Origin of the sequence: Pseudarthrobacter sp. L19, assembly GCF_050859435.1 — a bacterium.
Taxonomy (GTDB): domain Bacteria; phylum Actinomycetota; class Actinomycetes; order Actinomycetales; family Micrococcaceae; genus Arthrobacter.
Genome location: NZ_CP193935.1, coordinates 1,120,275 through 1,146,083, shown reverse-complemented (window position 1 = coordinate 1,146,083; position 25,809 = coordinate 1,120,275). Strand labels below are relative to the sequence as shown.

The 25,809-nt window shown below is 69.9% G+C and carries 25 protein-coding genes, 1 tRNA gene and 2 pseudogenes; 17 read left to right on the top strand and 11 right to left on the bottom strand.

All coding sequences use genetic code 11. The annotated features are described in order from the left end of the window. Positions 1–139: 139 nt before the first annotated feature. From ACRQ5B_RS05375 to ACRQ5B_RS05365, 3 genes are all read right to left on the bottom strand, one after another. Positions 140–2,227 (bottom strand): heavy metal translocating P-type ATPase, encoded by a 2,088-nt coding sequence (locus tag ACRQ5B_RS05375; RefSeq protein WP_432397696.1) that lies wholly within the window; start codon positions 2,225–2,227, stop codon positions 140–142. 133 nt (positions 2,228–2,360) lie between these two features. After that, the gene (radA, locus tag ACRQ5B_RS05370) at positions 2,361–3,734 is read right to left on the bottom strand and encodes a DNA repair protein RadA (protein WP_290256987.1); all 1,374 of its coding nucleotides are present in this window, start codon (positions 3,732–3,734) and stop codon (positions 2,361–2,363) included. A 151-nt stretch (positions 3,735–3,885) separates the two neighbouring features. Next, a complete protein-coding gene (locus tag ACRQ5B_RS05365) occupies positions 3,886–5,013 on the bottom strand; it encodes an FUSC family protein (protein ID WP_377971181.1) in 1,128 nt (375 codons plus the stop codon). 270 nt (positions 5,014–5,283) lie between these two features. Between ACRQ5B_RS05365 and pstS the strand changes: the two genes are divergently transcribed. The 4 genes from pstS to pstB all read left to right on the top strand — a co-directional run bounded on the left by pstS (position 5,284) and on the right by pstB (position 9,467). Further along, entirely contained in the window at positions 5,284–6,402 is a 1,119-nt protein-coding gene (gene pstS, locus ACRQ5B_RS05360) for a phosphate ABC transporter substrate-binding protein PstS (RefSeq protein ID WP_364135961.1), read from the top strand. A 194-nt stretch (positions 6,403–6,596) separates the two neighbouring features. After that, complete coding sequence (gene pstC / locus ACRQ5B_RS05355) at positions 6,597–7,529, top strand: phosphate ABC transporter permease subunit PstC (RefSeq protein ID WP_290256984.1); 933 nt, start codon at positions 6,597–6,599, stop codon at positions 7,527–7,529. Beyond that, complete coding sequence (pstA, locus tag ACRQ5B_RS05350; protein ID WP_432397691.1) at positions 7,530–8,639, top strand: phosphate ABC transporter permease PstA; 1,110 nt, start codon at positions 7,530–7,532, stop codon at positions 8,637–8,639. Between the two features lie 48 nt (positions 8,640–8,687). Next, positions 8,688–9,467, top strand: coding sequence for a phosphate ABC transporter ATP-binding protein PstB (gene pstB, locus ACRQ5B_RS05345; protein WP_290256982.1), 780 nt, complete (start codon positions 8,688–8,690; stop codon positions 9,465–9,467). Positions 9,468–9,493: 26 nt separating this feature from the next. Here pstB and ACRQ5B_RS05340 read toward each other — a convergent pair. From ACRQ5B_RS05340 to ACRQ5B_RS05330, 3 genes and pseudogenes are all read right to left on the bottom strand, one after another. Next, positions 9,494–10,509: pseudogene (locus tag ACRQ5B_RS05340) on the bottom strand (inorganic phosphate transporter). A gap of 1 nt (position 10,510) precedes the next feature. Beyond that, a complete protein-coding gene (locus ACRQ5B_RS05335; protein WP_364135971.1) occupies positions 10,511–11,128 on the bottom strand; it encodes a DUF47 domain-containing protein in 618 nt (205 codons plus the stop codon). 321 nt (positions 11,129–11,449) lie between these two features. Beyond that, positions 11,450–12,106: a hypothetical protein gene (locus tag ACRQ5B_RS05330; protein WP_290256979.1), complete on the bottom strand. Its 657-nt coding sequence runs from the start codon at positions 12,104–12,106 to the stop codon at positions 11,450–11,452. A 247-nt stretch (positions 12,107–12,353) separates the two neighbouring features. Between ACRQ5B_RS05330 and ACRQ5B_RS05325 the strand changes: the two genes are divergently transcribed. From ACRQ5B_RS05325 to ACRQ5B_RS05305, 5 genes are all read left to right on the top strand, one after another. Further along, positions 12,354–12,426, top strand: a tRNA-Lys gene (locus tag ACRQ5B_RS05325). 127 nt (positions 12,427–12,553) lie between these two features. Next, the gene (locus ACRQ5B_RS05320) at positions 12,554–13,057 is read left to right on the top strand and encodes a MarR family winged helix-turn-helix transcriptional regulator (protein ID WP_432397686.1); all 504 of its coding nucleotides are present in this window, start codon (positions 12,554–12,556) and stop codon (positions 13,055–13,057) included. A 63-nt stretch (positions 13,058–13,120) separates the two neighbouring features. Further along, a complete protein-coding gene (locus tag ACRQ5B_RS05315; RefSeq protein ID WP_432397683.1) occupies positions 13,121–13,447 on the top strand; it encodes a hypothetical protein in 327 nt (108 codons plus the stop codon). Beyond that, positions 13,444–14,310 (top strand): serine/threonine-protein kinase, encoded by an 867-nt coding sequence (locus ACRQ5B_RS05310; protein ID WP_432397681.1) that lies wholly within the window; start codon positions 13,444–13,446, stop codon positions 14,308–14,310. Before ACRQ5B_RS05315 ends, ACRQ5B_RS05310 begins: the two co-directional genes overlap by 4 nt. Before the next feature lie 95 nt (positions 14,311–14,405). Then, positions 14,406–15,218, top strand: a complete 813-nt coding sequence (locus tag ACRQ5B_RS05305) for a putative protein N(5)-glutamine methyltransferase (protein WP_432397678.1) — start codon at positions 14,406–14,408, stop codon at positions 15,216–15,218. Positions 15,219–15,274: 56 nt separating this feature from the next. Here the strand turns inward: ACRQ5B_RS05305 and ACRQ5B_RS05300 are convergent, their stop codons facing one another. From ACRQ5B_RS05300 to ACRQ5B_RS05285, 4 genes are all read right to left on the bottom strand, one after another. Next, positions 15,275–15,676 carry a YtxH domain-containing protein gene (locus ACRQ5B_RS05300; RefSeq protein ID WP_432397675.1) on the bottom strand — a complete coding sequence of 134 codons (402 nt, stop codon included), beginning with the start codon at positions 15,674–15,676 and terminating at the stop codon, positions 15,275–15,277. 122 nt (positions 15,677–15,798) lie between these two features. Continuing rightward, a complete protein-coding gene (locus ACRQ5B_RS05295) occupies positions 15,799–16,062 on the bottom strand; it encodes a GlsB/YeaQ/YmgE family stress response membrane protein (protein WP_412884548.1) in 264 nt (87 codons plus the stop codon). 186 nt (positions 16,063–16,248) lie between these two features. Beyond that, positions 16,249–16,458, bottom strand: a complete 210-nt coding sequence (locus ACRQ5B_RS05290; RefSeq protein ID WP_290256972.1) for a dodecin — start codon at positions 16,456–16,458, stop codon at positions 16,249–16,251. A 90-nt stretch (positions 16,459–16,548) separates the two neighbouring features. Then, positions 16,549–17,400, bottom strand: coding sequence for an SGNH/GDSL hydrolase family protein (locus ACRQ5B_RS05285; protein WP_432397670.1), 852 nt, complete (start codon positions 17,398–17,400; stop codon positions 16,549–16,551). Between the two features lie 143 nt (positions 17,401–17,543). Between ACRQ5B_RS05285 and ACRQ5B_RS05280 the strand changes: the two genes are divergently transcribed. Then, positions 17,544–17,801, top strand: a complete 258-nt coding sequence (locus tag ACRQ5B_RS05280) for a metal-sensitive transcriptional regulator (RefSeq protein WP_290256971.1) — start codon at positions 17,544–17,546, stop codon at positions 17,799–17,801. A 16-nt stretch (positions 17,802–17,817) separates the two neighbouring features. Here the strand turns inward: ACRQ5B_RS05280 and ACRQ5B_RS05275 are convergent, their stop codons facing one another. After that, the gene (locus tag ACRQ5B_RS05275; protein WP_432397666.1) at positions 17,818–18,528 is read right to left on the bottom strand and encodes a FadR/GntR family transcriptional regulator; all 711 of its coding nucleotides are present in this window, start codon (positions 18,526–18,528) and stop codon (positions 17,818–17,820) included. Positions 18,529–18,697: 169 nt separating this feature from the next. On the opposite strand from ACRQ5B_RS05275, the gene ACRQ5B_RS05270 reads away from it, so the two are divergent. From ACRQ5B_RS05270 to ACRQ5B_RS05240, 7 genes and pseudogenes are all read left to right on the top strand, one after another. Next, on the top strand, positions 18,698–20,185 hold the full coding sequence (locus ACRQ5B_RS05270) for a four-carbon acid sugar kinase family protein (RefSeq protein ID WP_432397665.1): 1,488 nt from the start codon (positions 18,698–18,700) through the stop codon (positions 20,183–20,185). A 29-nt stretch (positions 20,186–20,214) separates the two neighbouring features. After that, positions 20,215–21,108, top strand: coding sequence for an NAD(P)-dependent oxidoreductase (locus ACRQ5B_RS05265; RefSeq protein ID WP_432397662.1), 894 nt, complete (start codon positions 20,215–20,217; stop codon positions 21,106–21,108). An 86-nt stretch (positions 21,109–21,194) separates the two neighbouring features. Further along, positions 21,195–22,661, top strand: a complete 1,467-nt coding sequence (locus ACRQ5B_RS05260; RefSeq protein WP_432397660.1) for a GntP family transporter — start codon at positions 21,195–21,197, stop codon at positions 22,659–22,661. Continuing rightward, positions 22,661–23,532, top strand: a pseudogene (locus tag ACRQ5B_RS05255) (class II fructose-bisphosphate aldolase). Before ACRQ5B_RS05260 ends, ACRQ5B_RS05255 begins: the two are co-directional and overlap by 1 nt. A gap of 57 nt (positions 23,533–23,589) precedes the next feature. Further along, positions 23,590–23,994, top strand: coding sequence for a DUF1304 domain-containing protein (locus ACRQ5B_RS05250; protein WP_432397657.1), 405 nt, complete (start codon positions 23,590–23,592; stop codon positions 23,992–23,994). Between the two features lie 197 nt (positions 23,995–24,191). Next, on the top strand, positions 24,192–25,430 hold the full coding sequence (locus ACRQ5B_RS05245; RefSeq protein ID WP_432397654.1) for an acyltransferase family protein: 1,239 nt from the start codon (positions 24,192–24,194) through the stop codon (positions 25,428–25,430). Continuing rightward, on the top strand, positions 25,427–25,771 hold the full coding sequence (locus ACRQ5B_RS05240; RefSeq protein WP_412884557.1) for a GNAT family N-acetyltransferase: 345 nt from the start codon (positions 25,427–25,429) through the stop codon (positions 25,769–25,771). Before ACRQ5B_RS05245 ends, ACRQ5B_RS05240 begins: the two co-directional genes overlap by 4 nt. Positions 25,772–25,809: the final 38 nt, after the last annotated feature.

Sequence of the window (25,809 nt, the reverse complement as noted above, 5' to 3'; positions counted from 1 at the left end):
CTCGTCCGGTTCCGTGCGCTCCCGCCCGGTTACCCGCCGGACCAGCGCTTGCCGCGGCCGCGGGTCCCGCGGAAATCCCGGGCTCCCTGGCGCTGGCGTCGAATTGGGAGCGGAGTAACCGGGGAGGAGCGTACGCCGCCTAGCGGACCTGGGCCGGGTTGAGGGTCAGCCGCCGCAGCCACTGAGCGTTCAGGGCCACCACCACCGTCGACGCGGACATCAGGATGGCGCCGGCGGCAGGGGAGAGAACGAACCCGGCGAAGGCCAGGACACCCGCGGCGAGCGGCACGGCGAGCACGTTGTAGCCGGTGGCCCAGATGAGGTTCTGCCACATCTTCCGGTAGCTCGCCCGGGACAGGTCCACCATGGACAGCACCGCCCTGGGATCGTTGCCGGCCAGCACCACCCCGGCGGACTCCACCGCCACGTCGGTGCCGCCGCCGATCGCGATGCCCACCTCGGCCCGGGCCAGGGCGGGGGAGTCGTTCACGCCGTCGCCCACCATGGCCACCTTGAGGCCCCGGGCCTGTAGCTCGGCAACCTTCTTGTCCTTGTCCGCCGGCAGGACCTCGGCGAAGACCTCATCGATGCCGAGTTCTTCCGCGACGGCATCCGCCACCTGCCGGGCGTCGCCGGTGATCATGGCCACCCGGATGCCGCGGCGTTGCAGGGCCTCGACCGCCTGCCGGGATTCCTCCCGCACGGCGTCCTCGAGGCCGACGGCGCCCAGTACCCGGCCGCCCTCCACCAGGTGCAGGACGGCAGCGCCGCGCTGGACCCACCCGGAGGTCGCGGCCGCCAGGTCGGCGGGCTCCTCCAGGCCCAGCTCCTTCAGCAGCGCCGGCCCGCCGACGTGGAGCCGGCGGCCGCCGACGTCGGCCCGGACGCCGCGGCCGGTCAGGGAGGTGAAGTCCCTGGCCGCCGGAACGTCGAGCCCGCGCCCGAGGGCGGCGGCGACGATTGCGCGGGCCACCGGGTGCTCGCTGTCGGCCTCCACTGCGGCCGCCAGCGCCAGGACCTCGTCCTGGTCCGAGCCTTCCGCCGCGGCAACGTCCCGGACTTCGGGAGCGCCCTTGGTGAGCGTTCCGGTCTTGTCGAAGAGGACCACGTCGACGGTGCGCATCCGCTCCAGCGCCATTCGGTTCTTGATCAGGACGCCGGCGCGTGCGGCCCGCTCGGTGGAGATGGCGATCACCAGCGGGATAGCCAGGCCCAGGGCGTGCGGGCAGGCGATGACCAGGACGGTGACGGTGCGTTCGACGGCGTCGGCCAGGCTTCCCAGCAGTGTCCAGACGATGAAGGTCACGACGCCGGCGCCCGCGGCGAAGTAGAACAGGAATGCCGCCGCCCGGTCCGCGAGGGCCTGGGCCTTGGAGGAGGAGGACTGCGCCTCGGCCACCAGGCGCTGGATCCCGGCAAGGGCGGTGTCCTCGCCGGTGGCGGAGACGCGCACCCGGACGCTGTTGTCTGTCGCGATGGTGCCGGCCACGACGGCGTCGCCGGGGGAGCGGAGGACGGTGCGGGACTCGCCGGTGATCATCGATTCGTCGAATTCTGCCTGGCCCTCGGTCACCTCGCCGTCGGCGGGCATCCGGCCGCCGGGGCGGACCAGGATCGTGTCCCCTTCGGCCAGGTCGGAGACCGTAACCGTCTCGGTGCCGCCGTCCGTGACCCGTTCCGCCTCGTCGGGCAGCAGCGCGGCCAGGGCATCGAGGGCGCCCTGCGCAGAGCCCAGGGCGCGCATTTCGATCCAGTGGCCCAACAGCATGATGACCACCAGGAGGGCCAGCTCCCACCAGAAATCGAGGTCGAAGCCGCCCAGGCCCAGGCTGGTGGCCCACGACGCGGCGAATGCCACCGTGATGGCCATCGCGATCAGGAGCATCATGCCGGGCTTACGGGACTTCAGCTCGCTGACGCCACCCTTGAGGAACGGCTGGCCGCCGTAGAGGAAGACCACCGTGCCCAGGACGGGTGGAATCCAGGCGGAGCCGGGAAACTGCGGGGGTTCGTAGCCCAGCAGGTGGCCGAAAATCGGGCTGAACAGGACCACGGGGACGGACAGGACCAGAGTCAGCCAGAACTTGTTCCGGAACATCGCCACGCTGTGCCCGGCGTGCTGGCCGTGCTGGTGGACGGCATGGTCGTCGTCCTGGGGCGGGTGCTGATCCGGGTCGTGGTGCTGGCCCCGGAGCTGGTCCGTGTGCCCGCCGTGCTGGTGTTCCATGGTGCTGCCTCCTGAAAACTCATCGGCATCGTGCACCATTCAACATACCCCTAGGGGGTATGCATGGCAAGGGCCCCACGGCCGGGCACCCGTCGTCCGGCTGCTGCCGGGGACGGTGCACGGCCGGAGGCGCCTAAGCGATCAGCAGGCTCAGCGCCTCCGTCAGGTGGCCCACCTCGCGGACCGAGAAACCCTCCGGGACCGGACCGTGCCCTGCCGGGCTCGCGGGAACCACGGCGTGGGTGAACCCCAACCGGTGCGCCTCCTGAATCCGTTGGTTGATCCCGGGGACGGGCCGGACCTCGCCGGCCAGGCCCACCTCGCCGAAGGCGATCAGCCGTTGCGGCAGCGGCTTCCTGGCCTTGGCGCTCGCCACCGCGAGGGCGACGGCGAGGTCGGTGGCGGGCTCGCTGAGCTTCACCCCGCCCACCGTCGCCACGTAGGAGTCGTCCTTGTGCAGCTGGCAGCCGGCGCGTTGCTGCAGCACCGCCAGCAACATCGCGACCCGTGAGCTGTCCAGGCCACTGGTGGCGCGGCGGGGCTGGGCGTTGGCGCTCTCGGCCAGCAGCGACTGCACCTCGGCCAGCAGCGGCCGGCGGCCCTCAAGGGTGACCGTGATGCAAGTGCCGGAGACCGGATCCTTGGTGCGGGAGACGAACAGCCCGCTCGGATCGGCGAGGCCGGTAATGCCGTCCTCGTTCAGGTCGAAGCACCCGACGTCGTCCGTGGGCCCGTAGCGGTTCTTGACCGCCCGCAGCAGCCGGAGCCGGGAGTGCCGCTCACCCTCGAACTGGCAGACCACGTCCACCAGGTGCTCCAGCAGCCGGGGCCCGGCGATGGAGCCGTCCTTCGTCACGTGGCCCACCAGCAGGGTTGTCATGTTGCGCCGCTTCGCCGCCGCGATCAGGGAGGCGGCCACCTCGCGGACTTGGGAGACGCCGCCGGCGCTGCCGTCGACGTCGGCGCTGCTGAGTGTCTGCACCGAGTCCACCACCAGCAGCCTCGGCTCGAGCTTCTCCACCTGGCCCAGCGCCTGCCCCAGGTCCGTCTCCGCGGAAAGATACAGCGACTCGGCGACGGCGTCGATCCGGTCCGCGCGCAGCTTCACCTGGGCGGCGGACTCCTCGCCGGTGACGTAGAGGACGTCCTGGGCGGTCCGGGCGAACTTGGCCGCGACGTCCAGCAGCAGGGTGGACTTGCCGACGCCGGGTTCGCCGGCGAGCAGGATCACGGCGCCGGGAACCAGGCCGCCGCCGAGCACCCGGTCCAGTTCGTCCACGCCGGTGGGCAGGAAGGCGGCGGTGGTGGCGTCGACGTCGGCGATCCGGCGGGCCGGCTCCAGCACGGTGGTGGCGGCGGTGGTCCGGGCCACCGCGGCGCCGGTTTCCTCCACGGTGCCCCATGCCTGGCACTCGCCGCAGCGGCCCACCCACTTGGCCGTGGTCCAGCCGCATTCCGCGCATTTATAGCCCGGCGCCTTGGCGGCCCGGGAAGTCTTTGTAGCCATTGCTCCACCCTAACCTCGGGCACCGACAGCGGACGGCGGGCGGGAGGCGGGTCCCGCCGGCGGGCTGGAGACGGGTCACGACGACGGCGGGCGCAGGGCAGCGGACGGCGGCGATAGGCAGCGCGCGAACGCCGGTCCCGGCGATGGGCGGCTAGAGCGCCGGCAGGATGTCCCGGGCCTCGTCCGAGTTCACGCCGGAGGCCTCCAGCAGGTCCACCATCAGCGGACGGAAGAGCATCACTACGGTCTCGCCCTCCAGCCGCTGCACGTCCAGCAGGCGCGGGTGCAGGCGGCCGGCGATCTCGCTGAGCTCCACCCGGGCGGTGCGCAGGTGGGCGCGGCGGACGCCGTCGTGCACCTCCGCCAGGCCCAGCCCCAGCTCGTCGATCGCCGCCGCCGTTTCCATCAGCACCTCGGCGATGTTCTCGGTGGCGTCGTCGGAGAGGGCGGCGTGGTTGATGGCGCTGGTCAGGCGGCGGGCGAAGACGCGGCTGTTGCGCAGGGCAAGGTCGATGTAGTCCAGCGACTGGGACAGCTGGTCCAGTTCATCTCGGTAGCGCCGGTAGGCCGGCGCCAGGGCGGCCACCTCGCCGGAGGAGCGCAGGCTCTGCCGCATCGCGTCCACCAGCGGCTGGCAGTTCCGGCCGCGGATCAGCGCGTGCCAGGCCTGGGTGGCGTCGCTGCGGGTCAGCGCCTCCGAACATTCCCGGAGCACCTCGGCGAGTTCGTGCAGCAGCTTCTTGACGTCGTTGCGCGGTTCGCGGCGCGGATCCCGCGGGATCAGGAACGTCACCAGCAGGGCGCAGACTCCACCCACGACGGCGTCGATGCTGCGGGTGAACGGCCCGCCGGCCGGGGCCGGCAGCAGCACCACCAGCAGCGACTGCAGGCCCAGCTGGGTGGTGAAAATCGTTCCGCTGTCCAGGAACCGCGCCAGTAGAATCGAGAAGAGAAGCACGACGGCGGCCTGCCAGATTCCCGCGCCCAGCCAGTGCAGCAGCAGGTCACCCACCACAATGCCGATGGTGCAGCCCAGGCCCACCTCCACGACGCGGCGCAGCCGCGGATCACGGGAGAAACCCAGGGCGATCAGGGAGGAGGTGGCGGCAAACAGCGGCCCCGTGTGGCCCAGGACGTACTCGGCGAAGGCGTAGGCGCCGACGGCGCACGCCGTCATCTGGACCGCCGGCAGCAACGAGTTCCGGCTCCGGACGAAGCCGGTACGAATCCGGCCACGCAGGAACCGTGCGCTTGCGGAAATCCCTGTAGCGGCGGCCATGGGGTCCAGTCTATTTGCTGGCCCCGGTGCCCGCTCCGCGCGGCGCGGCTCTTACGACCGGTCCGCCCGCAACGCAACCATCAACGGTCGAAATCGGTGCAGATGTCAGCCGATGGCCGGGATTCGTTAACCCGCCGTTCACTTTGGACCCCAATTCTCTTCACTTGGGGCACTTAGCGTCGGTAAAGGTACAAAACGTACCCACCGTCTTTCTGTACGGACGTCTCCGGTCCGGCACGCATCTGAATATCCCTGGAAGGGGTACATCTAGTGAAGGCATCACGCTTCGGCCGCAACGCGGCCATCGCTGTTATCGCAGCCGGCGCCCTGGCGCTCACCGCTTGCGGCTCCGACAACGCGACCAACTCCACCGCGGGCACCCCGGCCGCCTCCGGCCCCAAGGTCACCGGCACGCTGACCGGCATCGGTTCTTCCGCGCAGGGTGCGGCCATGGACGTGTGGAAGACCAACTTCGCCTCCGCCAACCAGGGCGCCCAGGTGCAGTACTCCCCGGACGGCTCCGGCGCCGGCCGCAAGGCCATCCTCGACGGCTCGGCCCAGTTCGCCGGCTCCGACGCGTACCTCAAGGACGACGAGTACGCCTCCTCCAAGGCCAAGTGCGGCCCCGATGGCGCCCTGAATATCCCGGTCTACATCTCCCCGATCGCCGTGGCCTTCAACCTGCCCGACGTCAAGGACCTGAAGCTGGACGCCGCCACGGTCGCCAAGATCTTCCGCGGCCAGATCGCCAAGTGGAACGACCCGGCCATCGCCGCCCTGAACCCGGACGCCAAGCTCCCGGACCTCAAGGTCACCCCGGTCAACCGCTCCGATGACTCCGGCACCACGCAGAACTTCACGGACTACCTGTCCGCCGCCGCGTCCGACGTCTGGACCGACAAGTCCTCCGGCGTCTGGCCCGCATCGCTCAAGGGCGAAAACGCCAAGGGCACCTCCGGAGTCGTCAAGACCGTCACCGACACCCCCGGTGCCGTGACCTACGCCGACGACTCCGCCGTCAGCGGCAAGCTGGGCGTTGCCCAGATCAAGGTGGGCAACGGCTTCACCACGATCTCCGCCGACGCCGCCGCCAAGGCCGTCGACGCCGGCAAGCCGGTCGAGGGCCGCGCCGCCAACGACCTCTCCATCAAGCTGGACCGCAAGACCACCATCGACGGCGCCTACCCGATCGTCCTGGTCTCCTTCCACGTCGTCTGCAGCACCTACGACAGCAAGGAAACCGCGGACCTGGTCAAGGCATTCGAGAACTACGTCGTCTCCGACGCCGGCCAGAAGGCCGCCGCCGAGTCCGCGAAGTCCGCGCCGCTGTCCAAGGCACTGCAGGACAAGGCCGCGAAGTCGATCGAATCGATCAAGGCAAAGTCCTAGGGAATCCGTTTCCCCGCAAGGCATAGTGGAAACACCAGCCTGAGCCAGGTTCCCTGTCCCGGCCGGGCGGTCATTGACCGCCTGACCGGGGCAGGGAACCTAGCCGTTTGTCCGCCGTACCCCAGATTGACCGCCGCGCAGCGGGCGTGACCCGTCCGCCGCGCCGGCGCAGATCGAAGCTGAAGGATCGTGAAGTGACCACCACCTCCCTGACCACGTCCCGGGGCGCAGGCCGCGCCGGTGACAAAGTCTTCTCCGCAGCCACCCTGGCCGCCGGGTGCCTGATCCTTGCCGTCCTCTTCGGCGTGGCGCTCTTCCTGGTGATCCAGGCCGTCCCGGCGCTCGTCGCCCCGCCGGACAAGATCCAGGGCGGAGCGGGCTTCTTCGCCTACATCTGGCCGATCGTGATCGGCACCCTGATCGCCGCGGTGATCGCCCTCGTCATCGCCACCCCCGTGGCGATCGGCGTCGCGCTCTTCATCTCGCACTTCGCCCCCCGGCGGCTCGCCTCCGGCCTGGGCTACGTGATCGACCTGCTCGCCGCCATCCCCTCGGTGGTCTACGGCGCCTGGGGCGCGGCCTTCCTGGCCCGCGAAATCTCCCCGGCCTACGGTTGGCTCGCATCCAACCTCGGCTGGCTGCCGATCTTCCAGGGCCCGGCGTCGGCCACCGGCAAGACCATCCTCACCGCCGGAATCGTCCTGGCCGTCATGGTGCTGCCCATCATCACCTCGCTCTCGCGCGAAATCTTCCTGCAGACCCCCAAGCTGCACGAGGAAGCCGCACTGGCACTGGGCGCCACCCGCTGGGAAATGATCCGGATGGCCGTGCTGCCCTTCGGCCGGCCCGGCATCATCAGCGCCATCATGCTGGGTCTGGGCCGCGCCCTCGGCGAGACCATGGCCGTGGCCCTGGTGCTCTCCTCCGGCGCCCTGACCGCCAGCCTGATCCAGTCCGGCAACCAGACCATCGCCGCCGAGATCGCCCTGAACTTCCCGGAGGCCAGCGGCCTGAAGGTCAGCACCCTGATCGCGGCCGGCCTGGTCCTGTTCATCATCACCCTCGGCGTGAACATGCTCGCCCGGTGGATCATCACCCGGCACAAAGAATTCTCGGGAGCCAACTAAATGACCGCCACCCTGACCCCCGTCAAGAAGCGCTCGGCCCTCACCAAGGGCCAGCTGCCCAAGGCCGCGCCGTACATCGTCCTGGCCCTCGCCCTGATCCTCGGTGCCGCCATCCTGGCCCTGATCGGATTTAACGCCTTCGGCTGGGGCATCGTCTCGGCCATTCTCTTCACCGTGGGCCTGTTCGGCTGGAGCGCCGCCGTCGAAGGCTCCCGCCGGGCCAAGGACAAGCTCGCCACCTGCCTGGTGGTGGGCGCGTTCCTGATCTCCCTGCTGCCCCTGGTCTCCGTGATCTGGACCGTTCTGGTCAAGGGCCTCCCCGGCCTGCTGGATCCCGGTTTCCTCGGCACCTCCATGAACGGGGTGACCGGCGCGTTCGACAACAAGAGCGTCGAGAACGGCGCCCCCGTGGTCGGCGGTATCTACCACGCCCTCATCGGCACCGTGCAGATCACCCTGCTGGCCACGGTCATCTCCGTCCCGGTGGGCCTGCTGACCTCGATCTACCTGGTCGAGTACGGCGACGACCGCCCGCTGGCCCGCGCCATCACCTTCTTCGTCGACGTGATGACCGGCATCCCCTCCATCGTGGCCGGCCTCTTCGCCGCGGCGTTCTTCTTCGCCGTCTCCGGCCCGGGCACCAAGACCGGTGCCGTCGCCGCCGTCGCCCTCTCCGTGCTGATGATCCCGGTGGTGGTCCGCTCCAGCGAGGAAATGCTGAAGATCGTCCCGAACGAACTGCGCGAGGCGGCCTACGCCCTGGGCGTGCGGAAGTGGCGCACTATCCTCAAGGTGGTCATCCCGACGGCGATCTCCGGCATCGCCTCCGGCGTCACCCTCGCGATCGCCCGCGTGATCGGCGAGACCGCCCCCATCCTGGTCACCGCCGGCTTCGCCACCTCGATCAACAACAACGTCTTCGGCGGCTGGATGGCCTCGCTGCCGACGTTCATCTATACGCAGATCCTGAACCCGACCTCGCCGTCGAACCCGGGACCGTCGGACCAGCGCGCCTGGGGCGCGGCCCTGGTCCTGATCATCCTGGTGATGCTGCTCAACCTCGCCGCCCGCCTGGTGGCCCGCATCTTCGCCCCGAAAGCCGGCCGCTAGGCCTGCGCCGGCTCCCGGACCCTCAATCTCTCCCAGTGAAGGAACAGCATGTCTAAGCGCATCGACGTCAAAGACCTCAACGTCTACTACAGCAAATTCCTGGCCGTCGAGGACGTCAACATCAACATCGACGCCAAGTCCGTCACGGCGTTCATCGGCCCGTCCGGCTGCGGCAAGTCCACCTTCCTGCGCACCCTGAACCGGATGCACGAGGTGATCCCGGGCGCCCGCGTGGAGGGCGAGGTGCTGCTCGACGGCGACAACCTCTACGGCCCCGGCGTGGACCCGGTGACGGTCCGCTCGCAGATCGGCATGGTCTTCCAACGGCCCAACCCGTTCCCCACCATGTCCATCCGAGACAACGTGCTGGCCGGCGTGAAGCTGAACAACAAGAAAATTTCCAAGGGCGACGCCGACGCGCTGGTGGAGCGCTCGCTGCGCGGCGCGAACCTCTGGAACGAGGTCAAGGACCGCCTGGCCAAGCCCGGCTCCGGCCTCTCCGGCGGCCAGCAGCAGCGCCTCTGCATCGCCCGCGCGATCGCCGTGGAGCCGCAGGTCATCCTGATGGACGAGCCCTGCTCCGCGCTGGACCCGATCTCCACCCTCGCCATCGAGGACCTCATCAACGAGCTCAAGGATGAGTACACCGTGGTGATCGTGACCCACAACATGCAGCAGGCGGCCCGCGTCTCGGACAAGACGGCCTTCTTCAACATCGCCGGCACCGGCAAGCCGGGCAAGCTGATCGAGTACGGGGACACCCACACCATCTTCAGCAACCCCACCGTGAAGGCCACCGAGGACTACGTCTCCGGCCGCTTCGGATAAAGCCGGGGGCTGACTTTGGCCGGACGCTACAGGTTGGAGAGCGGCGAGAGCGCCAGCTCCAGCACGAACGCCACGGCGGCGGTCACCAGCGGCGTGAGCGTCCAGAACGCCAGGATCCGCAGCACCAGCCGCCGGTTGGTGGCCGCGTAGCCCTGGTTCGCCCCGGCGCCGAGCACCGCCGCGGTGACCGTGTGCGTGGTGGACACCGGCCAGTGCAGCCCGATCGCGCCTACCAGGAGGATCAGGCTGCTGTAGAGCTGGGCCACGGACCCGCGCAGCGGATCGATCCGGACCAGCCGGTGGCCCAGGGTGTAGGAAATCCGCCACCCGCCCGCCAGCGTGCCGGCGGTCAGCATGGCGGCGGTCAGCAGGGCTACCCACACCGGCATGGCGCCGCCGTCGGCCAGGCCCGCGGCGATCATCGCCAGGATCAGCACGGCGCTGGTGCGCTGGCCGTCCTGCAGCCCGTGGCCGAACGCGACGGCACCCGCGGCCACGGCCTGGGCGCGCCGGGCGCGGCTGTTGACGACGCCGGGCGGGGTGTAGCGCGCGGCCCACGTAGCCGGCCAGACCAGCAGGTAGGACCCGGCGAAGGCGATCGCGGGGAGATCAGCAGCGGCAGCACCACCTGCACCATCAGCGACTGGTCCACGCCCAGCACCGAATTGCCGCCCACCGCCACGCTGGCGAGGCCGGCGCCGGCCAGGCCGCCCACCAGGGCATGCGTGGACGACGACGGGATGCCCCGCCACCAGTTGTAGATGCCCCACAGCACGGCGCTGAGCAGCCCGGCCATCAGGATGGTCAGACCGTTGCCGCCGGCGGGCAACACCACCCAGGTGCGGCTGACCTCCAGGGCTATGGCCGCGCTAAGCGCCGCCCCGACGAAGTTGAACAGCCCCGCGAGCAGGACGGCGACGGTGGGGGTGAGCGCCCGGGTGCGGACGGCCAGGGCCACCGAGGAGGAGGCGTCCCGGAAACCGTTCAGGAAGGCGAAGGCCGCGGCGAACAGCACCACCGCGGCGAAGAAGACCAGGGACACGTCAGGATTCCTTGACGATGATGCTGCCTACCTGGGTGGCGATCCGTCGCATGTCCTTGGTGACATCCACCAGCTGGTCGGCGATGTCCCGGTTGCGGGCGTACTGGGCGGACTTCATGTCCTTGAGCATGTCCGCCACCCAGACCCGGTGCGTGCGTTCGGCCCGCTTGGTCAGGCGCAGCACCTCGATCCAGTAGTCCTCCAGCTCGTCAAGGTTGTTCAGCTGGCGCATCGCCTCGACGGTCAGTTCCGCCTGCCGGCTGATGATTTCCAGCTGGTCCGCGGCGCGGCGGGGCAGCCGGTCCAGCTTGTAGAGGAAGACCAGGTCCGCGGCGGCGTCGAGCTTCTCCATCGCCTCGTTCAGGTAGCGGGAGAGGGCGTACATGTCGTCGCGGGGGACCGGGTTGAGGAAGCTGCTGCGCATGTGGGTCAGCAGCGCGAAGTGCAGCTCGGCCGCCTTCGCCTCGTGGTTGTGCATGTCCTCGACAAGGCGTGAGTGTTCGGCCGCGGGCGCACCGAGGATCTCCGAGAGCGTGCCGGTGGCCAGCAGGATCTGCCGGGCCATCTGGGACAGGAGGTTCAGTCCCGCAGGTTCCTGGGGAAAAAGTCGCAGCTTCACGTGGGATTACCGGTCTCCGAATGCGTACACAGGCGTGGTCCGCCGGCCTTGATTCGAATTGATCGGCCCGCGCATGAAGATCACTTTACCGTCCGGTGGACGGCGGCCCTGCGGGGGCGGAACAGAGGGGGAAAAGTAGATGGTGCCGAGCCGGATACGCCTCTCGGCGGTAGGCCGCTCTAGGCGGCTAATTGTTGAAGCCCGGGGGTTTCGCAGCTCGGCACCGGTTTTAGTTTTCTACGCCCGGCGGACCAAGTCAAGATTGACAGCGGGCCCCCGGCGGGCGTATCCGGACCCCTCCACGGCCGTCCGGTGGCGGTCCTAATCGAGCTCGCCGAGGCGCCATGCGTTGGCCGCGTGCTCCAGGTCCTCCGCGGTCTTGACCAGCAAATGCGAGTTCCGGGTGAGCTTGGTGGCGTGCCCGGCGTTGCTGTGCTCGGCGCCGTCAGCGAGGGTGGCCTGCCCCAGGGCAACCACCCGGCAGAACGCCGCGGACCGTTCCAACGCGACGTCGAACTCGCCGTCGAACGCCCCGGAGAGGATGGCATCCGCCATGGTGCGCATTTCCTCGGCGCCCGGCGGCTCGGCGGCACCGGCGACGGCGTGTGACACCTGGGCGGTGTCCTTGCCGGCCCGGAAGTAGACCGATATCCGTTCCGGATCCTGCACCGTCGCGGCGCGCAGGGCATACAGGCGCCACAGGGCGCCGGGCAGGGACCGGGCCGGGCTCTCGGCCCACATCTCGGCGATCGCCTCGAGGCCCTGTTCGTCGGCGAGCTTCACCAGGCGTTTGGTGACCTTGGGGTCGTCACTGTCGCGGCCGCGGCGGACCAGCGCTTGGGCGGCCAGGTGGGCCGCCTCGGACACGCGGGCCGGGTCGGCGCCGCCTGCGAACGGCTCGAAGTCGATCGGCGCGAAGGGCTTCGGCTTGTGGTGACGGACGGGGCCGGGATTGCCGGTACCTGCTTGCTCGCTCATGCCACCACGCTACTCCTGTGCAATCGGGGAATCGAGCGTCCGGCGGGGCCCGGCGGCCCGCACGGGGAAGGTGCCGGGAACCGGTCCGTGGCGCCCTCGCCGCCGCGGAATCGGCCCGTTGCGGCGCGTCGGCGGTGAAAAGCGCGACGTGGTCTGCGGTACAGTGTTAACGTCCAGAAATGGATGGCGCTGCCACTGCGCCCGGAGCCGGTTTCTGCCGCGTTTTCCGTGCAGCGGCGGCTTGAGGGGGCCTTTAGCTCAGTTGGTAGAGCATCGGACTTTTAATCCGTGGGTCGTGGGTTCGATCCCCACAGGGCCCACTCTTTTAGCGAAGAGTGGAAATTCCCCCGGCATCCTGGCGACAGGAAGCCGGGGGTTTTTGCGTCCCGCACCCGGCAGGCCACGTTAGGAAGCCTGTCTAGTTATCAGCTCGGCTAGGATTGATCTATGGACTCCCATGTAACGGCAGACTCAGGCTACTGGTACGGCTTGGAGGGGCAGGTTGACGCCCCCACCGCCGTGCTGCAGGCTCTCCGCGGCTACCGCTCTGCCGAGGTTGCCACCCGGCGTTCCACCAGGGACTCCATGGGCATGGGCGAGACCGACCTGCTGGCGCTGCGCTACCTGCTCCGCGCCCAGTCCTCCGGCGAACGGGTGGGGCCCAAGGATCTCAGTCGCATGCTGGGAATCACGACGGCGTCCACCACCTCCCTGATCGACCGGCTGGTGCTCAGCGGGCATGTCCGCCGCGAGCCGCACCCCACGGACCGGCGCTCCCTGGTGATCGTCCCGACGACTGAGACCGATACGGAGGTCCGGGAAACGCTGGGACGGATGCACCGCAGGATGCTTGAGGTGGCCGAGGGCCTCACGCCCGACGAGAGCCGCGTGATCGTGTCCTTCCTGCGCAAAATGACCGAGGCCCTGGACGAGCACACCGCAGGCCACTGACCGGAGCAAAGTTCCGCTCCCCAAAACTAGCTAGTTCAGCTAGCGATATGTATGCTTACCAATGTGTTGGATAACCTATCGCGCAAAAATGATGAGTCGCGGCTGCTGACCATCGACCACGGCTTCGGGCCCGAAGCGGGATCCCTGGATGTGGACCTGGAAAACCAGGCCCAGCCCGCGGACCGGACCTCCGCCGCCATCCGCGCCCTGGCCCCCAGCCACTGCGGCGCCCCGATGCAGTGGGAGGCCCCGGCGCTGGCCACCATGGCCGACTACTCCTTCGAGCCCGACGGCGGTCCGGCCTCGCTGCCGCCGGTGTGGCGCTGCGCCTGCGGCTTCCAGGTCGACGGCATCCTCCACCCCTCCAACGCACTGGCCTCCCTTTCGTGAGCGCCGTTCCGGTCACCGAGACCCTCCTGCCGGCAGCCGATCTGCCCGGCCTCGACGCCAGCCTGCTGGCACTCCCCAACGAACCGCAGGGCCGCTTCCTGGTCCACGAGCGGCTGGGCCGCGGCGCAACGGCCACGGTCTACCGCGGCAGCGACCTCTCCACCGGCAGGCCGGTCGCCATCAAGGTCGCCGAGGGGCCGGCCGAAAAGGACGCCTCCCGGATCCTCGACGAGGCACGGGTCCTCGCCTCCCTGAACCACCCCGCGGTCGTCCGCTTCGTTGCGGCCGGCACCGTGCCCGAGGGCGACCGGTGGGCCGGCCGCCCTTACCTGGTGGAGGAGTACGCCAGCGGTGGAAGCCTGAGCGATCGCATCCACGAGGGCATCACCGAGCCCGCCTCCGTCGCGTCGTGGGCCGGCGACGCCCTCGCCGGCCTCGACCACGTCCACGGCAAGGGATTAGTCCACCGGGACATCAAGCCCGCGAACATCCTTGTCAGCCAGCTGCGGCGCAGCTCGGTGCGGCTGGCCGACTTCGGCATCGCCGTAACCGCCGGCACCACTCCCGAGGCCGGCATGTCCTCCGGGACGGTGCACTACATGAGCCCGGAGCAGGCCAAGGAACAGCCCCTCCACCCCGCCACCGACATCTACGCCCTCGGTCTGGTGCTCCTTGAGTGCCTCACGGGGGAGAAGGCCTACCCCGGAACCCCCGTGGAGTCGCTCGTGGCGCGCACCCTGCGCAGCCCGGCGATCCCCACCGGCCTGGGCAACGGCTGGACCAGCCTGCTGAAGTCGATGACGGCCATGAATCCCGCGGACCGGCCCACCGCCGCTGCCGCCCGCAAAAAGTCCTCCGTCTGATGCCGACCCGCCCGCAGACGCCCCTCCAGGTGGTGGGCTGACCCGGACCACGCCGCTAGCATGAAGGTCCCTACCCGCGGCGGACGGAACGGCCCATGCAGCACACCGGTACCCGGCGGCAGGACATCATCCGGCGTCTCCGGAACGCCGGCTGTGTCTTCGCCGAAGAAGAAGCTGACCTGCTGCTGGGCGCTGCCGCGGACACGGATCAGCTCGAAAGCCTCGTGCACCGCCGCGTCTCCGGTCTCCCGCTGGAACACCTTCTGGGCTGGGCGGATTTCTGCGGGCTGAGAATCGCCGTGGATCCCGGGGTCTTCGTCCCCCGCCGCCGCACGGCATACCTCGTCCGGCGCGGCGCGGCGCTTCTGCGGGAGCTCGACGCCGGTCCCGGAAGCCGGCCGCCCGTGGTGGTGGATCTATGCTGTGGCTCCGGAGCGGTGGGAGCGGCGCTGCTCGCCGCCGGCCCGCTGGAGCTGCACGCCGCGGACCTTGACCCGGCCGCCGTCGCCTGTGCGCGGCGGAACCTCAGTGCACCGGGCGCCGTCGTCCACACCGGCGACCTGTTCGCGGCCCTGCCGGAGGAGCTTCGGGGCCGCGTGGACCTGCTGGCGGTGAATGCGCCGTACGTGCCCACCGATGCCATTGCCGCCATGCCCCCGGAGGCCAGGCTCCACGAACCCCGGATCTCGCTCGACGGGGGAGCGGACGGCCTCTCGCTGCACCGGCGCATTGCCGCCGGCGCCGCGGACTGGCTCGTCCCGGGCGGCCGGCTCCTGATCGAAACCAGCCGGAGCCAGGCCCGCGCCACCCGCGCCATCCTCACGGACAACGGCTTCGCCGCCCGGATCCGCACCTCTGCGGCGCTGGATGCCACGGTGGTGGAAAGCCGACTGCCGCCCGGAGCGTAACTCCAGGCGGCAGTCGAGGCCTGTCCGAAACCGCAGCGAAAACCGCGGAACGCGGACTAGTTCGGCGTGACGTGCCTCGGGGCCTCGTCGGTGCCGAGGTTCGGGGTGCCCACGTGGGTGCTGTGGGCCGGGACGGCGCCTGTCGGCTCGGCCGTGGCGGTGTCCTCACGGGTTGCGGCGTTATCGGTCTTCGTGGCGTCGGCTGCGTCGCCGTCGTGGTGGACCTTGGAAGTGATGACCGTTCCGGCGCGGCGGGCCGCCTCGGCCAGCTGGCCCGAAACTTCCGGGGCCTTGTCCTTGACCGCCTCGGTGGCCGCGGTGACCCCGTCCTGCACCGGCTTGCTCTGCCACAGCTCCGACGCGCGGGTCTTCAGCTTCTCGTACGCGGCGCGGCCCGAGCGGGACCCCAGGATGTAGCCGGCGGCAAGGCCCGTACCGAAAACAAGCTTGTTCTTCATACTGCGCTCCTAATCCGTGCTTATTGGTGAAAATTCGCGGTGGTTCGATGACCCCCGCGGATATCCGGGAACAAAAACCGGCCCCGGGAGCAAGTCCCGGAGCCGGTTCTTAGTGCTCCGACTTAGCGGTGCGAACGGCGGGTAATCATGCCGTAGATGAGCAGAACGATGATCGAACCGACGATCGCCAGCAGCCAGGTGGTCAGCGAGAAGAACTCCTGCAGACCGGTGCCGAAGAGTGCGCTGCCGATGAAGCCGCCCAGGAGGGCGCCAACAACGCCGAGGACCATCGTGATGACCCAGCCGCCGCCCTGACGGCCCGGCAGGATGGCCTTGGCGATTGCGCCGGCGATAAGACCCAGAATCAAGAATCCGAGAATACCCATTTGCTGTCCTTCGCTTTCTGTTGAGGAGACACCCGGGTTGCCGGGTGCGCTTCATCCTTCTGGGTAAATACTAATCATGCTTACTATCAAATAGCCACCCGGGCACCGCGAAATACCCTGACGGCTTAAGTAATCAGACGATATGCATGCCCTCGACTCCGGGTAGAAAGCGCTCCGGACGGCGGGTCAGCGCTCCAGCCGGAAGCCGAGTTTGATGGTGACCTGCCAGTCGGCCACCTCGTTGTTTTCCAGGTGTCCCCGGATCTCCTTGACCTCGAACCAGTCCAGGTTCCGCAGGGTCTTGGCGGCCTCGGCGATGCCGTTGCGGACGGCCGCGTCGACGCCCTCCGTCGAGGTGCCGACTATTTCGGAAATGCTGTAGGTGTGGTTGGACATCTTCGCTCCTCGGGATCGTCGTCGGTCCGTTGACCCGGTCTCGGCGGCCGGGGGCCGTTCCTGCAGGCTAGCGGACCGGACCTCCCCGGACTAGGGGCTGCCGGCGGGGGAAGCGTTGACCCGCAGCACCGGGCCGGGGTCCGGGCGCTTCGGCGCGGCCGGGCTCTCGGGCGCGTGCGGCCGGAGCCTCTGGGCCATCCACGGAAACAGGTAGTGCGTCGCCCAGGACAGGTCCTCGGTGCGGGTCTGGCGCCAACCCGGTGCGGGCAGAGGCTTGGGCCGCAGCGGCACCAGGGTGTGCGGTACCTGCAGGGTGTCCAGCACCATGCCCGCAATGGTGTGGTGGCCCAGCGGCGAGAAGTGCAGCCGGTCCGGGTCCCACATCCGCGGATCACTGAGTTCCCGCATGGTCCACAGGTCCGCGATCACGCCATAGTGGCGTGCAGCGATAGTCCGTATGTTCTCGTTGAACACCGCCACCTTCCCGCGGATGCGGCCAAAGACGGGCGTGTGGCCCCAGTCCGGGCCAGTGAAGATCACCACGGTCGCCCCCGTGGCGGACAGGGCGGCGACGGCGGCATCCAGGTCGTCGGCGAGGCGGTCCGGGTCGCGGCGGTGGAAGACCAGGTCGTTGCCGCCCGCGGAGAGCGTCACCAGGTCCGGTCGCAGCGCGATGGCCCGCTCCAGCTGCAGGTCGACGATCTCCTGCAGCACCAGGCCGCTGACGGCCAGGTTGGCGTAGGAAAAGTCGGGACGGAGGGCCGCGAGCTCCTCGGCAGTCCGGTCTGCCCAGCCGCGGATACCGCCCGGACTGCCCGGTTCCGGGTCGCCCAGGCCGGCGGTGAACGAGTCGCCCAGGGATACCAGCCGCCTCCAGTGGCCGCCGCCCGGCGCGGCGTTGCCGAAGGGGAGTGCCGGATCAAGGAATGCTGCCGAGTTCACAAGCTCAGAAATACGCCGAGGCCGACGCTGGTGCAAGGTACTTTCGGCCCCCGCAAGCGGATTGCGATACCTGCCCGGGGTATGCATGATACGGCAGGGGGTATATGATAGAGGGTAATCCACCACTTTTCCGGGAGGCTCCCATGGAACTCGATCCCACGGACATGAAGTCCGTCATTAACCGGCTTCGCCGCGCCCAGGGCCAGCTTGCCGCCGTTACCCGCATGCTCGAGGAGGGCCGCGACTGCAAGAGCGTCGTGACCCAGCTCGCGGCGGTCTCCAGCGCCCTCGACAAGGCGGGCTTCTCCATCATCGCCACCGGCCTGCAGCAGTGCATGCAGCAGGAGGACCCCAGCCTGGACCGCGCCGAGCTGGAGAAGCTCTTCCTCTCCCTGGCCTAAACAGGCTAGGACCGCGTCAGCCCGCCGGGGCCGCCAGGACGTAGGTCCGCAGGTCATCCAGCGTCTGCTGCATGTGGGCGTCCATGGCGTCGCGTGCCAGCCGCGGGTCGCGGGTGGCCAGCGCCGCGGCAATTTTTCCGTGCTGCTCGATCGCGTGGGCCTGGATCTCCCGCACCTCGGAGGTCTGGGTCCGGCGCCGCTCAAGGACCCGGTGCAGCGGCGCGAACAGCACCGCCGCGAAAACATTCTCCGAGGCGCGCAGGATCAGGTCGTGGAATGCGAGGTCCGCGGCGACGAAGGCCGCGACGTCGTGGTGTTCGTGGGCGGCGCGCATTGACTCCACCTGGCCGCGGAGGGTTTCCAGGTCGGCGTCGCTGATCCGCGAAGCCGCCAGTTCGCAGGCCCCCGATTCCAGCATCCGCCGCAGCTCGATCAGCTGGACCGCCGTGGCGGCGTCGTTGGTGCCCTCGGAGGCCGCCCGCAGCACGGCCTCCAGCGATGCCCAGCGGCTCAGCGGGTTGACGAACGTGCCGCGCCCGCGCTCGACGCTCAGGATGTGCTGGGCCTCCAGGGTCTTGATCGCCTCCCGGACGGTCATCCGGCTCACGTCGTGCCGGGCGCTCAGCTCGAGCTCGCCCGGGACCGGGGAGCCGGGCGGGAACTCTCCGGCGATGATGCGGTCCAGCAGCTCGTCGGCCACGACGCCTACCAGCGATTTCCTAGCCACATCTCCCCGTCCAACGTCATCCACTCGCGTGCCCGACAAGTCTACTTGCGCGTCTCTGTGCCTTATGCCACACTAACACTCACTTGTTAGATGTCAGACATCTTACAAATGCGGTTGGAAGCCAGCCGCGCAGATTCCACCGCAACAGAGTTTTCACAATGGAGTGCACGTGCCCTTAGCAGCAGAGCCCTTAGAGGCAGATGTCCTGGCCGCCTTCCCGGCGGAGGTCCCGGTACCGGCAGCCCTGGTGGCCGACGGCGTGGCCGCAGCCGCCGCGGCGGGCCCCCGCACCCTCGTGGTGCTGGATGATGACCCCACCGGCACCCAGTCCGTCGCCGACCTCCCCGTCCTGACCCGGTGGGAGGTGGAAGACTTCGCCTGGGCCTTCTCGCACCGCATCAACGGCCGCCCCGCGGACGCCGTCTATGTCCTGACCAACACCCGCAGCCTGGACCCGGCCGAGGCCGCCGCCCGCAACGAGGAAATCGTCCGCAACGCGCTCGCCGCCGCGCAGGCCGAGTCGCTGAGCGTGGGCTTCGTCAGCCGCAGCGATTCCACCCTCCGCGGCCACTACCCGCTGGAGCCGGACGTCATCGCCGCCACCGTCAGCGCCGTCGACGGCGGGACCACGGACGGCGTCGTGATCGTCCCGGCCTTCCCGGACGCCGGCCGCGTCACGATCGGCGGGGTGCACTACATGCGCGCCGGCGGCACCGGTCGCCTCACCCCGGTGGCCGACACCGAGTTCGCCCGCGACGCCAGCTTCGGCTTCGCCAACTCCGAGCTCGCCCGCTACGTCGAGGAAAAGTCCGGCGGCCGCTTCAGCGCCGGCTCCGTGATCGTCCTGGACCTGGACACCATCCGGGCCGGGGACCCGCAGGCATCGGCCCGCGCCATCGCGGACGCCATCGACGCCGCCACCGACTCCACCCCGATCGTGGCCGACATCGTCTCCGAGAACGACCTCCGGCTCCTTTCCCTGGGCCTGCAGGAGGCCGAACGCCGCGGCAAGAAACTGCTCTACCGCGTCGGTCCGCCGTTTGTCCGCGCCCGGATCGGGCAGGAAATCCGCTCCGAACTCACCGGCGCCGAGGCCTACGCCGGCAACCAGCCCTCGGAGGCCGGCGGCCTGATCGTGGTCGGCTCGCACGTGGGCGTCACCACCCGCCAGCTCAATGCCCTGACCGCCCAGCACGGGTCGGCCCGGATCGTGGAGATCGACGTCGAACAGCTCCTGGACGACCGCGCCGCGGAGCACCTGGACGCCACGGTCGCACTCGTCGTCGACGCGCTGCACGGCGCGGACGTCATCCTGCACACCAGCCGCCTCCTGATCAAGGCCGACGACGCCGCGGAGAGCCTGCGGATCGCCCGCACCGTCTCGGCCGCCGTCGTCGCGGTCGTCAACCGGACGCTGAAGACCTTCCCGCCCCGCTTCGTGATCGCCAAGGGCGGGATCACCTCCTCGGACGTCGCCGCCCACGGCCTCGAAATCCGCCGCGCGATCGTCCGCGGCCCGATGCTCCCGGGCATCGTCTCCCTCTGGGAGCCGGTCGACGGACCCGCCAAGGGCATCCCGTACGTCGTCTTCGCCGGGAACGTCGGCGACGACGAATCCCTCGCACAGGTCACGCGCAAACTCAGCGCCACCTTCTAACCAGCCGCACCCTTTCAACGGAGAAAACCATGAACTACCAAGTCACCGTCCTCGGCCTCGGCGCCATGGGCCTGCCGATGGCAGTCCGGCTGGCCACGGAACTGACCGTCCACGGCTTCGACATCGCCGAGCCCCGCCTGCGGCTCGCCGAAGAGGCCGGCGTCCGCACCTTCGGCTCCGCGCGTGAGGCCGCCGAGGGCGCCGACGCGCTGCTGCTGGCCGTGCGCAACGGCGAACAGCTGGACGAGGTCCTCTTCGGCGCCACCGGCGTCGCCGGGGTCCTCAAGCCCGGCGCCGTCGTCATCCTCGGCAGCACCGTGGGCACCGACGCCGTTCCCGCCACCGTCGCCCGGCTGGCCGAGTACGGCGTCAGCCTGGTGGACGCACCGCTCTCCGGCGGCCCGAAGCGCGCCGGCGAGGGCGACCTGCTGATCGTCGTCGGCGCCGAACCGGCCGCCCTGGAAGCCGCCCGCCCGGTGCTGGAACTGCTCGCCTCCACCCTGACCGTGGTGGGCGACAAGCCCGGCGACGGCCAGGCGCTCAAGACCGTGAACCAGCTGCTGTGCGGCGTGCACATCGCCGCCGCTGCCGAGGCGATGGCCCTGGCCGACGCCCTGGGACTGGACCAGGCGAAGACCCTCGCCGCGCTCGAGGCCGGCGCTGCCGGGTCCTTCATGCTCTCCAACCGCGGCCCCCGCATCCTCGAGGCCTACACCGAAGACGGCGCGGAGGTGCTCAGCCGGCTGGACATCTTCGTCAAGGACATGGGCATCGTCGGCAAGGCCACCCGCGCCGCCGGGCTCGCCGCACCGGTCGCCGCCGCCGCCGAACAGCTCTACCTCCTCGGCCAGGCCCAGGGCCTCGCCGCCGCGGACGACTCGGCCGTCATCAAGGTCGTCGCCCCCGCAAAGCGCACCGCCTAAGCCTTCAGCACCCCGACTCCGGCCGCGGCGGCCCCCAACGCCGCGACCGGACCCCTCCCTCCCGCCTGTCAAAGGAGACACCCCCAATGAACCCTCTGCTCAATTCCCTGATGGTGGGCGCGGCCGACGCGCCCGTCATCAAACCGGCCGTGGAGCTGGGCACTCCGCTGCTGCTGACCATCGCCGCCGCCGGTGTCGCCCTGCTGCTGGTGCTGATCATCCGCTTCAAGATCCAGGCCTTCGTGGCCCTCCTGACGGTCAGCATCCTGGTGGCTGTCGCCGCCCAGATCCCGCTCAAGGACGTCTTCACGGTCGTCTCCAACGGCGTCGGCAGCACCATGGGCAAGGTCGCGCTGCTGATCGCCCTCGGCGCCATCCTCGGCCGCATGATCGAGGTCTCCGGCGGCGTGCAGTCCCTCGCGGACCACTTCACCGCGAAACTCGGTGCCAAGCGTGTGGCGGTGGCCCTCACCGCCGTCGGCTTCCTCGTCGCCATCCCCGTGTTCTTCGAGGTCGGCATCATCGTCCTCGTGCCGATCGTCTACGCCTTCGCCAAGATCGCCAAGGTCCACCCGGTGAAGTTCGGCCTGCCGATGGCCGGCATCATGCTGGCCATCCACGTCGCCGTCCCGCCGCACCCGGGCATCGTGGCCGGCGCGGGCGTCTTCGGCGCCGACATCGGCCTGATCGCCCTGATCTCCCTGGTCATCTGCGTCCCGCTGGGTTTCCTGTCCTACTGGGTGGCCTCGATCATGAACCGCAAGGACTACGAACTGCTGCCCGCGGTCAAGACCCAGGTGGACGAGTTCGGTACCAAGTCCCTGGTGAAGGTGGGCCATGACGGTCCCGGCGCCGCCGCCGTCGCACCGCCGCGGCCGGGCCTGATCATCTTCCTGATCGCCACCCCCATCGTCCTGATCCTGCTCGGCACGGTCGGCACCCTCACCATCGCCAAGAGCAGCGCCTGGTACGGCGTCGCCTCCTTCGTCGGCAACCCGTTCTTCGCCCTGCTGGTGGCCGTGGCCCTCTGCTTCTTCCTGCTCGCCGTCCGCCGCCGCTGGTCGCTGACCGAGACCGGTGAAATCTTCGAGGGCGCGCTGCCCCCGATCGCCTCGATCCTCATGGTGGTGGCCGCCGGCGGTGTGTTCGGCAGCGTCCTGCAGGTCTCCGGCATCGGCCAGGCCCTCTCCCAGACCCTCGACACACACGGCGTGCCGCTGCTGCTGCTGGGCTTCATCATCTCCCTGGCCCTCCGCGCCGCGCAGGGCTCGGCCACCGTGGCGATCGTGACCACCTCGGGCCTGCTGTCCTCCGCGGTCGCCTCCGGCGGCTACACCCCGGCACAGATCGCCGTGCTGGTCATCGCGATCGGCTTCGGTTCGCTCGGCCTGTCCCACGTCACCGACGCCGGCTTCTGGGTGGTGGTCCGCTACTACGGCCTCACCGTCGCTGACGGCCTGCGCACCTGGACAGTCCTGACCACCGTGCTGGGCGTGGCCGGCTTCGCGCTGACCTTCGTGGCCTGGCTCCTGGTCTCGGGCCTCACCGCCTGATGCGTACCCGTCTGGACACCCTGGTCGCCGGGGCCCTGCAGCAGGGCTCGGCCGTCCCGGCCTTTACCTGCTACGACTTCACGACGGCGTTGGCCGTGGTGGGCGCGGCAGAGGAGGCCGGGCGGGGCATCATCCTGCTGGTGGCACCGAAGACCGCGGGCACCCCGACGGCCTGCGGCTGATCACGGCGCTCCGCGGCCTGGCCGACGACGCCGGCGTCCCCGTCGCGGTCCAGCTGGACCACGCCGCGGACCCGCAGCTGATCCTGGATTCCGTCGACGCCGGGGCCGATTCGGTGCTCGTGGACGGCTCCGCGCTGCCCTACGAGGAGAACATCGCCTTGGTCCGGGACGTCCGGGCCCGGCTCGAAGCGCAGGGCCGGGACGACGTCGTGATCGAGGCCGAACTTGGCGGCCTCGCCGGCGACGAGGACCGTGCCTTCGGCCCCGACGCCGGCGGGAACGCCGCCGGTGACGAGGCGGGCCTGACCGACCCGGGCCAGGTGGAGGACTTCGTGGCCCGCACCGGCGCCCGGCTGCTGGCCGTGGCCGTGGGCAACGTCCACGGCAAGTACCGCGGCGAACCCCGGCTGCGCTGGGACGTCCTCCAGGAAGTGGCCGTTCGCGTCCGGGTGCCGCTGGTGCTCCACGGCGCGTCCGGAATCCCTGCCTCCGAGCTGGCCAAGGCCGCGGCGATGAACGTGGGCAAGGTGAACTTCAATACCGAGCTGCGCACCGGCGTGCTGCAGGCCCTCACCGAGCAGCTGCCCGCGCACCGGGCCGACGGCGAGAACCTGCAGGGCCTGTTGGGGCACTGGACCGGCTCCGCGCGGAGTTTCGCGGCAGCGTCCCTGGCGGCCCTGGCCCGGTAACACGGGTACCCGGCCACGCAGGAAGTTTGCAAAGCGGCGGGAGGCTAGGATCAACCCATGATCCTGGCCTCCCTCGTCTTTGCCCTGCTGGCAGCCCTGCTCCACGTCTACATCTTCATCCTGGAGTCCTTCCAGTGGACCCGGCCCGCGACGTGGCAGCGGTTCGGCCTGGCCTCGCAGGCGGACGCGGAAACCACCCGGCCGATGGCCTACAACCAGGGCTTCTACAACCTGTTCCTGGCCATCGGCGCATTCGTGGGCGCGGGCTGCGTGGCCTTCGGCGGGGCCGGAACGTCCGCCGCCGTGGTCGGCTGGACCCTGATCCTCAGCTGCTGCGGCTCGATGCTGCTCGCGGCCCTGGTGCTGGCCCTCAGCGGCGGGAAGTACCTCCGCGCCGCCGCCACCCAGGGCACCCTGCCGCTGCTCGCCGCCGTGCTGGGCCTCGCCGCCATCCTCGCCTAGCCGCGCCTGGCCGCGCTCGCCGGTCCTTCCCGCCCTTACCCCGGCCCGCGGCGCTGGGCCACAATGGTGCTGTGGACAGCGTGAGGGCGGTGTAGCCCCGCCATGACCGGGGGCTCCGGGCAGCGGGGACCGGATCCCGGAGCACGGACGGCCGTGATCCGGCGATCGACCTCGCCCGGCTGTTCTGCCTGGCCCTGGTGGTGGTCGGCCACACGCTGATGGTCAGCCCGGTGCTGCACCCGGACGGCACGGTCACCTCGGAGAACACCCTCGGCAACGAACACTGGTTCGAACCCGTGGTGTGGGTGCTGCAGGTGATGCCGCTGTTCTTCGTCGCCGGGGGAGTGACCGGGCTCTACTCGTGGCGGCGGCTGCGCTCCCTCGGCGGAACGGCCTCCGAATTCATCCAGTCCCGGCTGCTGCGGCTGATCCGCCCGGCCGCGGTGCTCCTGGCGATGATGTTCACCGGGTTGCGGGCTGCCCGGCTGGCGGGGGTGGACCCGCAGGTGGTCCAGCTGCTGGCAAGCGGAGCGGGGATGCCCCTGTGGTTCCTGGCCGCGTACCTCGCCGCGCAGCTGAACCTTCCGTGGTTGGCCGCCCTGCACGCGAGGGCCCCGTGGCTGACGCTGGCCGCGCTGGTGGCCTTGGTGGTGGCCGTGGACTGCCTCCGCGGCGCGGCGCCCGGCCTGGCGTACGCCAACATGGTGTTCCTCTGGTGCGCCGTGCAGCAGCTCGGGTTCCTCCTGGCCGACGGGACGCTGCGGCTGGGCCCGGCAGCCCTGCTGGGCCTGGTGGCCGGCAGCAACGCCCTCCTCGGCGCGGTGGTTGTGCTGCGCCTCTACTCGGGCAACATGCTGGTGAACCTCAACCCGCCCAACCTCACCCTCTTCCTGCTGGCCGTCTCACAGGCCGGGGCCCTCAAGCTGCTGCATCCCTGGCTGGTCCGGCTGGCGGGCCTCCGGCCGGTCCGTGCACTCCTCGCCGGCGTCGGCCGCCGGTCCATGACCATCTACCTCTGGCATCTGCCGTTGATCGCGGCCCTCTCCGGGGTGCTCCTGCTGACCCGCCTGGCCCTGCCCGCCGGCGGCAGCGCGGTCTGGTGGTGGACCCGGCCGCTGCTGCTTCTCGCCGTCGTCGTCCTGCTGCTGCCCGTCCTGGCTCTCTTCGGAAGGCTGGAGGAGCGGCCGACGGCGCCCGGGCCGCCCCGTTCCAGGCCCGCCACCGCCGTGGCCACCGCCGCCGTGGTGGTCTTCCTCCCGGTGGTCCAGGCCGCCGTCGACGGGCTGACCGTGGGGCTGCTGGGCGGCGGAGCAGCCTGCTTCGCGCTCGCTGTGCTGCTGCTGGGCCGCGTTCCGGTGCGCACCCCGGCGCCGGGTCCGCGCGGGGCCGGGGACCCATTGCCACCCCCGGAGATACATGCCAAGGTCGAACCATGACCGAGAGCGCGGCAAGAACCGAAGACACCTTTGGCCCGGACGTCACCACCACCCGCAACGACGCGCTGCACCGGTACGAGCTGCACGTCGGCGGCGAGCTCGCCGTGCAGGCCCGGTATATCGACCGCCCGGGTCACGTGGACTTTACCCACACGGAAACCGAGGAACGGTTCGCCGGCCGGGGACTGGCCAAGGTGCTGGCGCACTTCGCCCTGGACGACGTTGTCGCGTCCGGCAAACGGATCATTCCGCATTGCCCGTTCATCTACCGCTACCTGCGCAAGCACGAGGCCTACAATCAGTGCGTCGACTGGCCGGAGCAACCACCCACCGGTGCCTGACAGCTTGTGAGCCCGGCAACAAGCTCGTATGGTTAGCG

What these genes read in the sequence shown, in the direction of transcription:
- pstA (WP_432397691.1), top strand. Translation starts at nt 7,530, where the DNA reads ATGACCGCCACCCTGACCCCCGTCAAGAAGCGCTCGGCCCTCACCAAG.
- ACRQ5B_RS05280 (WP_290256971.1), top strand. Translation starts at nt 17,544, where the DNA reads ATGGAACTCGATCCCACGGACATGAAGTCCGTCATTAACCGGCTTCGC.
- ACRQ5B_RS05290 (WP_290256972.1), bottom strand. Translation starts at nt 16,458, where the DNA reads ATGTCCAACCACACCTACAGCATTTCCGAAATAGTCGGCACCTCGACG.
- ACRQ5B_RS05250 (WP_432397657.1), top strand. Translation starts at nt 23,590, where the DNA reads ATGATCCTGGCCTCCCTCGTCTTTGCCCTGCTGGCAGCCCTGCTCCAC.
- pstB (WP_290256982.1), top strand. Translation starts at nt 8,688, where the DNA reads ATGTCTAAGCGCATCGACGTCAAAGACCTCAACGTCTACTACAGCAAA.
- ACRQ5B_RS05305 (WP_432397678.1), top strand. Translation starts at nt 14,406, where the DNA reads ATGCAGCACACCGGTACCCGGCGGCAGGACATCATCCGGCGTCTCCGG.
- radA (WP_290256987.1), bottom strand. Translation starts at nt 3,734, where the DNA reads ATGGCTACAAAGACTTCCCGGGCCGCCAAGGCGCCGGGCTATAAATGC.
- ACRQ5B_RS05260 (WP_432397660.1), top strand. Translation starts at nt 21,195, where the DNA reads ATGAACCCTCTGCTCAATTCCCTGATGGTGGGCGCGGCCGACGCGCCC.
- ACRQ5B_RS05375 (WP_432397696.1), bottom strand. Translation starts at nt 2,227, where the DNA reads ATGGAACACCAGCACGGCGGGCACACGGACCAGCTCCGGGGCCAGCAC.
- ACRQ5B_RS05240 (WP_412884557.1), top strand. Translation starts at nt 25,427, where the DNA reads ATGACCGAGAGCGCGGCAAGAACCGAAGACACCTTTGGCCCGGACGTC.
- ACRQ5B_RS05365 (WP_377971181.1), bottom strand. Translation starts at nt 5,013, where the DNA reads ATGGCCGCCGCTACAGGGATTTCCGCAAGCGCACGGTTCCTGCGTGGC.
- ACRQ5B_RS05330 (WP_290256979.1), bottom strand. Translation starts at nt 12,106, where the DNA reads ATGAGCGAGCAAGCAGGTACCGGCAATCCCGGCCCCGTCCGTCACCAC.
- ACRQ5B_RS05320 (WP_432397686.1), top strand. Translation starts at nt 12,554, where the DNA reads ATGGACTCCCATGTAACGGCAGACTCAGGCTACTGGTACGGCTTGGAG.
- ACRQ5B_RS05300 (WP_432397675.1), bottom strand. Translation starts at nt 15,676, where the DNA reads ATGAAGAACAAGCTTGTTTTCGGTACGGGCCTTGCCGCCGGCTACATC.
- ACRQ5B_RS05265 (WP_432397662.1), top strand. Translation starts at nt 20,215, where the DNA reads ATGAACTACCAAGTCACCGTCCTCGGCCTCGGCGCCATGGGCCTGCCG.
- ACRQ5B_RS05295 (WP_412884548.1), bottom strand. Translation starts at nt 16,062, where the DNA reads ATGGGTATTCTCGGATTCTTGATTCTGGGTCTTATCGCCGGCGCAATC.